General features: G+C 68.4%; 7 protein-coding genes, 1 tRNA gene and 5 pseudogenes. 5 read left to right on the forward strand and 8 right to left on the reverse strand.

Features of this window, described 5'->3' with window-relative positions; translation table 11 throughout:
- Window positions 1-183: 183 nt before the first annotated feature.
- From KAE78_RS02870 to KAE78_RS02880, 3 genes and pseudogenes are all read left to right on the forward strand, one after another.
- A complete protein-coding gene (locus tag KAE78_RS02870) occupies window positions 184-2496 on the forward strand; it encodes a transglycosylase domain-containing protein (protein ID WP_262927723.1) in 2313 nt (770 codons plus the stop codon).
- Between the two features lie 40 nt (window positions 2497-2536).
- Window positions 2537-3436, forward strand: a pseudogene (locus KAE78_RS02875) (metallophosphoesterase).
- A gap of 16 nt (window positions 3437-3452) precedes the next feature.
- Window positions 3453-3526 (forward strand) — tRNA-Pro (locus KAE78_RS02880).
- Window positions 3527-3818: 292 nt separating this feature from the next.
- Here KAE78_RS02880 and KAE78_RS19215 read toward each other — a convergent pair.
- Window positions 3819-4133: pseudogene (locus KAE78_RS19215) on the reverse strand (response regulator transcription factor); the annotation flags it as partial.
- Between the two features lie 869 nt (window positions 4134-5002).
- Here KAE78_RS19215 and KAE78_RS02890 point away from each other — a divergent pair.
- Window positions 5003-5756 (forward strand): annotated as a pseudogene (locus KAE78_RS02890) (HAD-IIB family hydrolase).
- Here KAE78_RS02890 and KAE78_RS02895 read toward each other — a convergent pair.
- The 4 genes and pseudogenes from KAE78_RS02895 to KAE78_RS02910 form a co-directional block, all read right to left on the reverse strand.
- The gene (locus KAE78_RS02895) at window positions 5749-6423 is read right to left on the reverse strand and encodes a thymidine kinase (protein ID WP_223171708.1); all 675 of its coding nucleotides are present in this window, start codon (window positions 6421-6423) and stop codon (window positions 5749-5751) included. The pseudogene KAE78_RS02890 and the gene KAE78_RS02895 sit on opposite strands and share 8 nt — an antisense overlap.
- A gap of 7 nt (window positions 6424-6430) precedes the next feature.
- Window positions 6431-7915 carry a malate dehydrogenase (quinone) gene (mqo, locus tag KAE78_RS02900; protein WP_223171710.1) on the reverse strand — a complete coding sequence of 495 codons (1485 nt, stop codon included), beginning with the start codon at window positions 7913-7915 and terminating at the stop codon, window positions 6431-6433.
- Between the two features lie 33 nt (window positions 7916-7948).
- Entirely contained in the window at window positions 7949-9013 is a 1065-nt protein-coding gene (locus KAE78_RS02905) for an aspartate-semialdehyde dehydrogenase (protein ID WP_223171716.1), read from the reverse strand.
- A gap of 98 nt (window positions 9014-9111) precedes the next feature.
- A pseudogene (locus tag KAE78_RS02910) lies at window positions 9112-10395 on the reverse strand (aspartate kinase).
- 115 nt (window positions 10396-10510) lie between these two features.
- Between KAE78_RS02910 and KAE78_RS17205 the strand changes: the two are divergent.
- On the forward strand, window positions 10511-10639 hold the full coding sequence (locus KAE78_RS17205; RefSeq protein WP_262927724.1) for a hypothetical protein: 129 nt from the start codon (window positions 10511-10513) through the stop codon (window positions 10637-10639).
- Between the two features lie 73 nt (window positions 10640-10712).
- On the opposite strand, the gene KAE78_RS02915 is transcribed toward KAE78_RS17205, so the two are convergent.
- The 3 genes and pseudogenes from KAE78_RS02915 to KAE78_RS02925 all read right to left on the reverse strand — a co-directional run bounded on the left by KAE78_RS02915 (window position 10713) and on the right by KAE78_RS02925 (window position 12815).
- Window positions 10713-11873, reverse strand: coding sequence for a DMT family transporter (locus tag KAE78_RS02915; protein WP_223171717.1), 1161 nt, complete (start codon window positions 11871-11873; stop codon window positions 10713-10715).
- Window positions 11870-12462, reverse strand: a pseudogene (gene recR / locus KAE78_RS02920) (recombination mediator RecR). The gene KAE78_RS02915 and the pseudogene recR overlap by 4 nt, the downstream one beginning before the upstream one ends.
- Window positions 12462-12815, reverse strand: a complete 354-nt coding sequence (locus tag KAE78_RS02925; protein WP_223171718.1) for a hypothetical protein — start codon at window positions 12813-12815, stop codon at window positions 12462-12464. The pseudogene recR and the gene KAE78_RS02925 overlap by 1 nt, the downstream one beginning before the upstream one ends.
- Window positions 12816-12992: the final 177 nt, after the last annotated feature.

Below are 12992 nucleotides of genomic sequence, written 5' to 3' on the forward strand. Positions count from 1 at the left end.
CGTCTCCGGCGCCGCCGCGAAGCAGGCGATCGAGCTCTTCGACGACCTGCCGGCGTATCTGCATGTGGATGCTCCCATGGAGTCGTACAACTTCCACGCGAAGAACACCGATGACGAGTGGGTTCAGATCGCCACGTTCTACGACCAGAACCGCAAGCCGCTGACCTTCAATCAGCTCTCCCCGTGGTCATCGACGCGATTCTGTCCAGCGAGGACAAGCTCTTCTACGAGCACAGCGGAATCAACATCGGAGCGACGGCGAAGGCGCTCATCGACAACGTTCGGGGCACCTCCTCTCGCGGCGCCTCGACGATCAGTCAGCAGTTCGTGAAGAACGTGCTCATCCAGCAGTGCGAGCAGCGCGCCGTTCCCGGCGAGGAGGACTACGCCGAGAAGCTCGAGCAGTGCTGGCTCGATGCCACGAACCCCGAAGGCAATGAGGGCATCCAGCGCAAGCTGCAGGAGATGCGCTACGCCCTGCAGATCGAGAAGGACTACTCGAAGAACGACATCCTCCTCGGCTACCTGAACATCGCGAACTTCGGCGGCACCACCTACGGCATCGAGGCCGCCGCGAACCTCTACTTCGGCAAGAAGCAGTCCCGGCTGACCGTCGCCGAGGCCGCAACGCTTGCCGGCATCGTGCAGAACCCGAACACCTACCGGATCGACAAGCCGGAAGGCTCGTCGATCGACAGGGACGGCAACCCCCGCAACAGCAAAGAGGACGGCTACGCGCTGGCGAAGGAGCGCCGTGACTACGTGATCGGCCGCATGTTCGAGGACGGCAAGATCACGAAGGAGCAGTACGACGAGGCACTGGCCACCCCGGTCGAGCCGAAGATCAAGCGGGAGACCGCCGGCTGCGTGGCGGCCAAGGGCAGGGAGTACTTCTGCCAGTACGTGAAGTCGATCGTGGAGACCGATCCCGCATTCGGCGCGACCCGCGAGGAGCGGATGGAGAATCTGCGCCTCGGCGGATTCGACGTCTACACCACGCTCGACCCGCACGTTCAGAAGGCCGCGGTCGACGCGATGGCCGAGTGGGTGCCCGCCTCCTACGACGGCATGGAGCTCGGCGGCGCCGCCGTCACGCTCGAGGCCTCCACCGGGCGCGTTCTCGCGATGGCGCAGAACACGAAGTTCACCGAGCGCGCGGATCTGGGCGCGAAGGAAGGCTATTCCGGCCTCGTGTACGCGGCCGACTACGCGCACGGAAAGTCCGGTGGCTTCCCGGTCGGCTCGACCTACAAGCTCTTCACACTGATCGACTGGCTGGAGAAGGGCCGCTCGATCAACGAGGTGCTCAACGGCAGGAAGCAGGTCTTCAAGAGCTGGACCTGCAATGGTGCGCCGCAGAGCAACTCCACCATGATCGAGAACTACAACGACACCGGAGGAAGCGTCAGCACGGTGAAGCGCTTCACCGCGCAGTCGCTCAACACCGGCTACCTGGCGATGGCGACCCAGTTGGATGTCTGTGAGATCAACTCCGTGGCGGAGCGCATGGGCGTCCACCTCGCCTCCGGTGTGGGCCTCAACGCGCCAGAGCGCACCGACGGACCGGCTCTCTACGACGTGCTCGGCTCTGCCAGCATCGCCCCGATGGACATCGCCGCGGCCTATGCCACTGTGGCCAACAAGGGCATCTACTGCACGCCGCGTGCGATCGACAGGATCGTAGACCGCAACGGTGATGAGCTGCCTCTTCCCGAGTCCTCCTGCAGCCAGGTGATCTCTCCCGAGGTCGCCGCCACCGCCGCGTTCACGCTCCGTGACGTCATGGCGGCCGGCGGCACCGGTGCCGCTTCTCATCCTCGCGACGGCGTGCCTATCATCGGCAAGACCGGAACCCACAACAGCATCCAGACCATGATGGTCGCCTCGACCACCAAGACCACGACGGCCGTCTGGGTCGGGAACTCGAAGGGCGAGGTACGGCTGAACCGGCAGTACTACAAGGGGGTGCAGCTCTCCGACCTGCGTCACCGCATCACCCCGGTGATTCAGCGCGCGGCCAACGCGATCTACGGCGGCGACTCCTTCCCCAGCCCCGACAGCCACCTCACACGAGTCGTCTACGCAGAGCTGCCCGATGTGATCGGCATGACCATCGACGAGGCGACCAGAGAGCTGACGAACGCAGGCTTCCAGGTGAACGTCGGCAGCCCCGTCGACTCCGACATCGCCGCGGGCCTCGTGGCCGCACAGGACCCCGCCGCCGGCAGGGTGGCAGGCGGCGCCATGGTCACGATCTCGCCGAGCACCGGCGAGGGCGTGGCGGTGCCCAACGTGGCCGGCATGGCGCCGGCCGCGGCACTGGACGAGTTGCACGCCCACGGTTACAGCAACGCGACCCTGGGACGATGCCGAACCGATGACGGCATGGACGAGAACTCGCCCGGCGAGGTCACCGGGACCTCACCGGGTGCCGGAGAGGTCGTCAACAAGAACGCCCGCATCCGCGTGGACTACCGCGCGCCCTCGTGCCGCTAGCTCGACGCCGCCGGCACCCCGCCTCGTCGCGCTCGGCGCGATGGGGGCGGCCGGTGCCGCCGCGGCGGTGTGGGGAATCGGGATCGAACGGCACCTGTACACGGTGCGCGAGGTGACCGCCGCGGCTCTTCCGGAGGGCTCGGCGCCACTGCGGGTCCTGCATATCTCGGATGCGCACATGGCGCCCTGGCAGCACCGACGCCAGGAGTGGATGGCCTCCCTCGCCACGCTGTCACCCGACCTCGTGATCAACACCGGCGACAACCTCGGCCACCGAGACGGACTCACCGGCATCCGACGCGCCCTCGCCCCTTCGCGGGTGTTCCCGGTGCCTTCGTGCACGGCTCCAACGACCTGCACGCGCCGACTCCCCGCAACCCCTTCCGGTACCTCGGCGGCCCCTCCCGGCGCCCCGCCGCGCGGAGCCGAACCTGGACACGGCGGCCATGGACCGCTTCTTCACGGATGAACTGGGCTGGGTCGACCTGAACAACGACGCCACGCGGATGACGGTGGCCGGGCAGACGCTCGATCTCTTCGGCGTGAGCGATGCGCACCGCGACTGGGACGACCTCGAGGTGCTTCCCGAGCGCCTCCGGGCTCTGGGCTCGGATGCGGCGCGCCTGGGCGTGACGCACGCCCCCTATCGGCGCGTGCTCGATGCCTTCGTGGACCTGGGGGCGGACGCGATCTTCGCCGGTCACACCCATGGCGGTCAGGTGTGCCTCCCCGGCTTCGGGACGCTCGTGGCCAACTGCGACATCCCCTGAAGCAGGCGAAGGGGCTGAGCACATGGGGCCACGGGGACCGTCGTGTTCCGCTCAACGTCAGCGCCGGTATCGGGCACTCGATCTACTCGCCGGTGCGATTCGCCTGCCGCCCGGAGGCGACCCTGCTGACGCTGACGGCTCGATTCGGCCGTTCGCCCTCTTCGATGTAGACTCGGAGGGTTGCCACGGGGTGTGGCGCAGCTTGGTAGCGCGCGTCGTTCGGGACGACGAGGTCGCAGGTTCAAATCCTGTCACCCCGACATTTGCAAAGAGGGTTCCGCCGATGGCGGGGCCCTCTTTGCAAATTCGCGGTGCCAGGACGGCCCCACGCGCCGAGGCTCCAGTCAACGCGCAGCGTTGTCTGGAGAAGCGCGAGGGACGCACCCCTGGTGGGACAATCTCCAGGGGTCGCCGATGGCGAGCCCGTAACGGCTCGCGGTGCGAAGCCCGCGGCCCCACCTCTGCAACACGTTCCTTGAGGAGATAGGCACGACCCGCCGCCCTCGGTTCAAAGAGTCGGGCCGCCCACTCTGGTTCGACGTACTGCGAGAGCACCACCACGCCGACCTCCGGATGCGTCTTCGCGATCGCTTCCGCGGCACGAATCCCCTCATCGGTATGCTCCGGTGGCATCCGCACATCGGTCAGCACGACGTCGGGATCGTGCTCCTTCACCGCCGTCAGCAAGTCCGGAAGTGACCCGACAACATCGACCACACGCCAGTCGCGCTGTGTTTCGATGATCATCCGGACGCCCTCGCGCAGCAGGAAGCTGTCTTCGGCGATCACGAGCCTTCTCGTCATGCCGGGGAGTCTATCCCTGGTGCGGCTGACCTCCCCTCTGGCATACGGTCCGCCCCTCGACATGACCACACGCGAAGCGCATACTGATGCCCATGTCTGCTGAGGTGTCGACCGGGAGAGCAGAGCCCGCACCGGTGCACGCCGCGATCGAAGTCCTGCTCCGCATGCCGGGCCTGCTCATCCTCGGCGCCGTCATAGGTCTCACGTGGTCGGCGGCACTGCGCGCTTACATGGTGTCTCTCGCCGGCCATGCATCGGCCTTCAGCTGGTGGGGCACGTTCGGATCGATCCTCTTTCCGGGCGCGCTCAGCGGCGCCCTGCTCGCGCTTGCGTGGCGTCGCGGTTGGCAGGCCCGCCCTCGACCTGGTTCGCGTTCGCGCCCACGCCCTTGGCCCTCGTCCCGCTCTTGGAGCCCGGCGCTCTGGCCGCACTTGTGACAACCGCTTTCGGCGGCGGAGCGGCCGGCGTCGTGGCCACCGGGCTGATCGGTGGCTTCGCTCTCGGTGCGCGCGGGGCGCTCTGGATGCGCACCGTCTGCGCAGCGGTGTGGATCGCATTGATCACCGGTTTCGCACTGAGGCCTGCCCTCGACCAGCCCCGAGAGCATGTGGCTCGCCGTGCTGGTCGTCGGCCTCATGGCGGCGTTCAGCCTTGCCTGCGCTGCACCGTTTCTCGCCAAAGGCCGTGACACGCCGGGGTGAAACGATCCGCCTGATCGAAGGTTTCTCACCGCGTGCAGGCGGTCTGTTCACGAAGGGAGTTCGCGCCGATGCGCTCGGAAGGTTCAGGAACTTCGGCGAGACCCGTGTTCAACCAAGCGACTGCACTGCACCCATCCCGCAGACAGAGCACGATCTCGTATACTGGGATCTTCCGGAGGCTCCGCGCAGAGCGGGGCCTTTCCCATGAGCAGTGTTCACACAGGGAGGTCCATGGGCATCCGTCTCGTCGCCTTCGACCTCGACGACACCCTCGCCCCGTCCAAGGGGCTCATCTCGGCGCGCACCGCGCAGCTCCTGCGCGCTCTGGCGCAACGCGTCGAGGTCGCGATCATCTCGGGCGGAAACGAGCAGCAGTTCCGCGACCAGGTGCTCACCCAGCTCGACGACGCGACGCCGGACGAGCTCGACCGCATCCACCTCCTGCCCACGTGCGGCACCCGGTACCTGCGGCACCAGGACGGCGAGTTCCGCCTCCTCTACGCTCTCGACCTCTCCCCGAGCAGACGACCGCGGCGTTCACGGCCCTGCGCGAAGAGGCCGAGCGGCTCGGGCTCTGGGAGACGGAGACCTGGGGCGAGATCCTCGAGGATCGTGGCTCTCAGGTGACGTTCTCGGCTCTCGGGCAGCGTGCGCCCGTCGAGGCGAAGCACGCCTGGGACCCCGACGGCCGCAAGCGCGCCCTGCTCCGCGATGCCGTGGCCGCGCGCCTGCCGGGCCTGGAGGTGCGTTCGGGGGATCCACCTCGATCGACATCACCCGGGCGGGAATCGACAAGGCCTTCGGCATGCGCGAGCTGGCCGAACGCACCGGCATCCGCTTCGAAGACATGCTCTTCTACGGCGACCGGCTGGACGAGGGCGGGAACGACTACCCGGTCAAGGCGATCGGCATCCCTTCGATCGAGGTGACCGGCTGGGAGGACACGGCCGACAAGGTCGAGGCGCTGCTGCCGACGCTCAGCTGAGGCGTCCGTCGGACTCCCGCAGATAGCAGGTGCCGCAGAGCGACTCGTACGTCACCAGATCCGGTCCCTGTGCTTCGACACGCTCAGCAACCGGTCTGTCGGCGGCCCCGTCGATCGCGACCTGATCGCCGTCGAAGACGAAGCGCCCGCCGATGCGGCGCCCGTTGAAGACGGCCTTGCGCCCGCACCGGCAGATCGTCTTGAGCTCCTCGAGCGCGTGCGAGATCGCGAGAAGGCGTGCCGAACCCGGGAAGGCCTGCGTGAGGAAATCGTTGCGGATGCCGTAGGCCAGAACCGGGATGCCGTCCTCGACCGCGATGCGGAAGAGGTCGTCGATCTGCTCAGCGGTGAGGAACTGCGCCTCGTCGACGAGGAGGCAGGCGACGTCTTCGGGGTCGCCGGGGATCAGTCCCTCCTCGCTCTCGCGCCGGATGCGCTCGCGCTCCCGGCGGAAGAGCTCGCGGGCATCCGCATCGGGGTCGATGAGGAAGTCGACCTGCCGCGTCATGCCCAGGCGGCTCTCGATCTGATCGGCGCCCTTGGTGTCGAGGGCCGGCTTGGCCAGCAGCACCCGCTGACCGCGCTCCTCATAGTTGTAGGCGGCCTGGAGCAGAGCGGTGGACTTCCCCGAGTTCATCGCCCCGTAGCGGAAGTACAGCTTCGCCACGGCGCCGCTATCGCGCGATGCCGAGCGTGGCGGCGGTGGCAGACATGGAGGAGTCGGCGGCCGAGGGGTCGTCGTTGAGCGTTCCGCCCGCGGTCGGGATGAGCTCGCGCAGCGCGGGCTCCCAGTCTGCGTACTTTTCCGGGAAGCAGCGCTGCAGAAGACCGAGCATGATGGATGCGGCCGTCGACGCACCCGGCGAGGCGCCCAGCAGACCGGCGATCGACCCGTCGGCGGAGGCGACGACCTCGGTGCCGAACTGGAGCACGCCGCCCTTCTCCGGGTCCTTCTTCATGACCTGGGCGCGCTGGCCGGCGTTGATGAGCTCCCAGTCCTCGTCCTTCGCGGTCGGGACGAAGGTGCGCAGGCTCTCGACCTTCTTGCGGTGGTTCTTCATGAGCTCGCCGACGAGATAGGTGATCAGATCGGGGTTGGCGAAGGCGACGCGCAGCATGGGCCACAGGTTGTGCGTGCGCACCTGGCTGACGATGTCGAGCATCGAGCCCTTCTTGAGGAACTTGGGGCTGAAGGTCGCGAACGGCCCGAAGAGCAGCGATGCCTCGCCGTCGACGACACGGGTGTCCAGGTGCGGCACCGACATGGGCGGTGCGCCCACGGATGCCTGCGAGTACACCTTGGCCTTGTGCTGGGCGACGACGGCGGGGTTGGTGGTCTTGAGGAACTGCCCGCCGATCGGGAAGACGCCGTATCCCTTGATCTCCGGGATGCCAGAGTTCTGCAGGAGCTTGAGCGCCCATCCGCCGGCGCCGACGAAGACGAAGCGCGCGCGGACCTCGTTCGGCGTACGGCCGTTGACGTTGCGGTAGCGGACGAGCCAGGTGCCGTCCTTCTGCTTCTTGAGCGAGCGCACCTCGTGGTTGACGTGGAGCGTCGCACCGCCCTCGACGAGGTTGTCGAAGAGCTGCCGGGTCAGGGCGCCGAAGTCGACATCGGTGCCCGCCGGGACGCGCGTGGCCGCGAAGGGCTCGTCGCTCTTCAGGCGCTTCTGCATGAGCAGGGGCGCCCACTGGTTGATGACCCTGGAGTCCTCGCTGTACTCGATTCCCTCGAAGAGCGGCTGCCGCTTCAGCACCTCGTAGCGCTCCTTGAGGTAGGCGACGTCCTTCTCGCCGCGCACGAAGGTCATGTGCGGGGTGGCGTTGATGAAGGTCTCGGGTGCGTCCAGAACCCCGCGCTCGACGAGCGTCGACCACAGCTGACGGCTCTGTTGGAACTGCTCGTTGATGCCGACGGCCTTGGCCGGGTCCAGCGGCGCATCCCCGCTCTTGGGCATGTAGTTGAGCTCGCACAGCGCCGCATGGCCGGTGCCGGCGTTGTTCCAGGCGTTGGAACTCTCCTGCGCGACGTCGCCGAGGCGCTCGAAGGCCACGATCTTCCAATCGGGCTGCACTTCACGGAGCAGCGTGCCCAGGGTGGCGCTCATGACGCCCCCACCGATCAGGACGACATCGACGGTTTCACTCACACGCCCCATTCTAGTTGCCCGCGGCGGGCCGCCGAGCACCCGCTACACGGTCACGCGCTCAGCGACGAGCTCCGCGATCTGCACGGCGTTCAGCGCCGCACCCTTGCGGAGGTTGTCATTGCTGATGAAGAGCACCAGACCCTTGCCCTCCGGGGCGGACTGGTCCGCGCGGATGCGGCCCACGAAGCTCGGGTCCTTGCCGGCGGCGTGCAGCGGGGTCGGGACGTCGGCGAGGGCGACGCCCGCGGCATCCGACAGCACCTCGCGGGCACGGTCCGGCGTGATCTCGCGCGCGAACTCGGCGTTGATCGACAGCGAGTGCCCGGTGAACACCGGCACGCGCACGCAGGTTCCGGCGACGCGGAGGTCGGGGAGCTCGAGGATCTTGCGGCTCTCGTTGCGCAGCTTCTTCTCCTCGTCGGTCTCCTCCTCGCCGTCGTCGACGATCGAGCCCGCCAGCGGGATGACGTCGAAGGCGATGGGCGCGACGTACTTCACCGGCTCCGGGAACTCCACGGCCGAGCCGTCGTGCACGAGGCGCAGGGTGTCGCCCTGGTCGATCACGCTCTGCACCTGGCCGAGCAGTTCCTCGGCTCCGGCGAGACCCGAGCCGCTGACGGCCTGATAGGTGCTGACGATGAGGCGCTCGAGGCCCGCCTCGGCATGCAGCGCCTTGAGCACCGGCATCGCGGCCATCGTCGTGCAGTTGGGGTTGGCGATGATCCCGCGCGGACGGTCATCGATCGCATGCGGGTTGACCTCGCTGACCACGAGCGGCACCTCGGGGTCGTTCCGCCAGGCGCTGGAGTTGTCGATGACGACGGCGCCGGCCTCGGCGAAGCGCGGCGCGTGCGCGCGGCTGCCGGTGGCCCCGGCGGAGAACAGCGCGATGTCGATGCCTGCGGGGTCGGCCGTGGCGACATCCTCGATCTCGACCTCGTGCCCCTGGAAGTCGATCGTCCTGCCGGTCGAACGCGCGGTGGCGAACAGCCGCAGCTCACCGATCGGGAAGGACCGCTCGATGAGGATGTCGCGCATGACGGTGCCGACCTGTCCGGTCGCGCCGACGATGGCGAGGGAGATTCCGGAATCGGAGATGCGGGTCATGGTGGTCCTCGGCGTCATTCGGGATCGGATGCCGGCGCCGGACGCGACGAGAACGCCACGCCCGGCGCCACTGTCAGGGTTTCGGAGAGTCTAGCGGCTCAGCGACCGGTGCCGGCGTGCACGGTCGCCTCGACCTCGCCGTCCAGACCGTAGGCGGTGTGCACGACGCGGGCGGCCTCGATGAGCTCGTCGCCGGAGACCACGACCGAGATGCGGATCTCGGAGGTGGAGATCATCTCGATGTTGACGCCTGCCTCGCTCAGCGCCTCGAACAGCGTCGCCGAGACGCCCGAGTGCGTGCGCATGCCCGCGCCGACGACCGAGAGCTTGCCGATCTGGTCGTCGTGCACGAGGCTCTCGAAGCCGACGTCGGCCTGCTCGGCGGCGAGCGCCTTCATCGCCCTGCGGCATCGGCCTTGGGCAGGGTGAAGGAGATGTCGGTGCGCCCGGTGGCCGCCGCCGACACGTTCTGCACGATCATGTCGACGTTCGCCCCGGAGTTCGCGACGATCTTGAAGATCTCGGCGGCCTTGCCGGGCACGTCCGGCACGCCGATGATGGTGATCTTGGCCTGGCTGAGATCGGTGGCGACCCCGGCGACGATCGGCTCTTCCATGGTTGCTCCCTCGGATTCGCGGGGTCTGTCATGCCCTCGCCCAGAACATAGGTGCCCTCGGTCGCGGTGAACGACGAGCGGGCGTGGATCAGCACCCCGTGCCGGCGGGCGAACTCGACGGCACGGATGTAGAGGACCTTGGCGCCGTTGGCGGCGAGCTCGAGCATCTCCTCGGCGCCGATCGTGTCGAGCTTGCGCGCGTGCGGGACGACTCGCGGGTCGGCGGTGAAGATGCCGTCGACGTCGCTGTAGATCTCGCAGACGTCGGCGTCGAGGGCGGATGCCAGCGCCACCGCCGTCGTGTCGGAACCGCCGCGGCCGAGCGTGGTGATGTCCTGCGTGTCGTCGTTGAGCCCCTGGAAGCCGGCGACGATGACGATCGCGCCCTCGTCGAGGGCGCCCCGCACCCGGGTCGGCTCGACCTCGACGATGCGGGCGGAGCCGTAGCGGCTGTCGGTGCGCATGCCGGCCTGCGGCCCGGTGTACGAGCGCGCCTCGAAGCCCATCGAGTGGATCGCCATGGCCAGCAGCGCCATCGAGATGCGCTCACCGCTGGAGAGGAGCATGTCCATCTCGCGCGGGCGGGGATGGGTGTCACCTCGCGGGCGAGGTCGAGAAGCTCGTCGGTCGTATCGCCCATGGCGCTCACCGCGACGACGACATCGTGCCCGGCGCGGCGCGTGTCGACGATGCGCTTCGCGACGCGCTTGATGCTCTCGGCATCCGCCACGGACGAGCCGCCGTACTTCTGGACGATCAGTGCCACGTGTTCCACTCCCGGCAGGAATCTTCGGGACAGGTCGCCCAAGGTTCAATCTTAGGGAGAGGTCCATTCCCTCCGCGCCATGTGACAAGCGGCGTCGCAACGCTACGATGACGGCATGTCCATCCCACAGGAGACGATCGACCTGGTCTGGAACCGCGCACTGGAACTGGACTCCCCGACGACGCCGCGGCATCCGGCGACGGCGCACTGCACACGCTCATGGTGTTCCACGGCACGGTCATGAACGGCGGGCTGCTGAACGCCGTCGAGTCGCATGCCGCCGATGAGACCTACCCGATCGACGCGGTCGCCGAGGCCTACCGCTTCTTCGATCTGGAATCCGCGGCGGCCGTCATCGAGCGCGCCGCGACCGAGCAGGAGGCGCTCGAGGCGAACGAGAACGACGATATCGACGACGACGCGCTCGAAGAAGCCGAGGAGCGCATCAACGAGATGTACCACCTGGAGGACTCGGACATCGAGGATGCCCTGGTGATGCTGCTGCAGCGCGATCCAGAGGCCTTCGCGCCGACCGGGTGACCCTCAGCCGGTCGCGATCGGAGGCAGCTCCCCGGAGGTTTGCGCACGCGCAGCGTGCCGCCGGTGGCGGCCAGCCAACATCCGACGATGACGAGCGGGAAGCCGATGAGCAGGCCGCCGGTGATGCTCTCATCGAGGATGAGCGCACCGAGCACGATCGCGACGACCGGGTTGACGTAGGTGAACAGCGGCGCGCGCACGGGCCCGACCTCGGCGATGAGGGCGAAGAAGGCGATGAAGGCCACCGCTGTGCAGAGGACTCCGAGCAGGACGAGCGAGATCGTGCTGCGGACGCTGGGCACTTCGTGCTGGGTGAGTGCGGCGATCGGGGAGTAGAAGATGCCGACGGCGAAGAGGGCGACGGTGATCGTTCCGATCGAAGGCACGCCCTGCAGCTTGCTCGCGATGATGAACGGGGCGATCGCGTAGAGGAGAGCGGTGAGCATGACCTCGCCGATGGCGAGAAGCGCCGTGGGCCCGTCTGCGACCATGCCCGGCCCCGCGACGATCACGGCCACGCCCGCGAAGCCGATCGCAAGACCCGCCAGTCGCGCGGGCCCCAGCACCGAGCGGTTGCCGCCGAGCACGGCGATGAGCGCGGCGAACAGTGGCACGGTGGCGACGAGAAGACCCGTGAGACCCGAGGGAAGCGTCTGCTCTGCGTGCCCCAGGAGCAGGAAGGGTCCGGCCATCTCGACCGCGCCGAAGGCGAGCACCCAGCGCCACTGGATGAGCGCGGGGCGCAGCGCCTTCATCCGCAGCGCGAACGGCAGAAGGAGGAGTCCGCCCAGGAGCGTGCGCCCGGCGACGACGGCCGCCGGAGAGATCGTCTCGACGGCCTCCTTGATGAACAGGTACGGCACGCCCCACAGCAGCGCCATGGCCGCGAACAGCAGCCAGCCCCGCAACGAGATGGGGTTCGTCTGTGCGGCGTTCACAGCCGCCGGCGCCCCTCGAAGGCGCGGCCGAGGGTCACCTCATCAGCGTACTCGAGGTCTCCGCCGACAGGGAGGCCGGAGGCCAGGCGCGACACGGCGATCTCGAGCGTGCCCAGCAGACGGCTGAGGTAGGTCGCCGTCGCCTCCCCTCGAGGTTCGGATTGGTCGCGAGGATGACCTCCTGCACCGTGCCATCGGCCAGTCGTGTCATGAGCTGAGCGATGCGCAGGTCTTCCGGGCCGATGCCGGCGATCGGGCTGATCGCGCCGCCGAGCACATGGTAGAGCCCGCGGAACTCGCGGGTACGCTCGATCGCCGAAACGTCCTTGGCGTCTTCGACGACGCAGATGAGTGCGGGATTGCGTCGCGGGTCGCGGCAGATCGCGCAGCGCTCCTGCTCGGACACGTTGCCGCACACCTCGCAGAACCGCACGCGCTGTCGGATGTCGGTGAGCAGCTCGGCGAGGCGCGCGACGTCGAAGTTCGGCGTCTGCAGGATGTGGAACGTGATGCGCTGCGCCGACTTCGGCCCGATCCCGGGAAGACGGCCGAACTCGTCGATGAGCTCCTGGACGATGCCGTCGTACATCAGCTGAACCTCGTGGGCGGCTCATAGGGCTCTTCACGCACGAAGCTGGCGCCGAGCACCTGACGCACGACCGCCTCGCCGTAGCGCTCGCCGCCGCCGACGGGCTGACGACTCGGGGCGGCGGATGCCGGATCCTGCGGCACCCCGGACTGCGCGCGCGGAGGCGAGGGCTGCGGAGGCGCGTACGGCGGCTCGTCGTCGGGATAGGGCGGCTCGTCGTCGGGGAGCGGAGGCTCGGTGACGTCGATCGCGCCGTCCGTCGGCGGGTCGGACCGCTCGCCTCGACCTCGGCGGGTTCGTCGTCGACCGCGAGCGGCGGCACCTCGGCGGCGGGGATCTTGGCGACGGCCCACTCCGCGACGCGCGGTGCCGCGGCATCCGACGTCTTCGGCGCGCGCGACGGCGCGTCCGCGAGGGCGGCTCCTCGTCGTCCGGAGGCTCGGGCGGCGGCGCATCCGAGACGGCAGGGTTCGCGGGCGCGGTCTTCGACGGAAGCGGCGCCGGCATGTACTTCACCCGCACGCCGAGCT

Origin of the sequence: Microbacterium sp. NIBRBAC000506063 (genome assembly GCF_017968845.1) — a bacterium.
GTDB lineage: Bacteria > Actinomycetota > Actinomycetes > Actinomycetales > Microbacteriaceae > Microbacterium.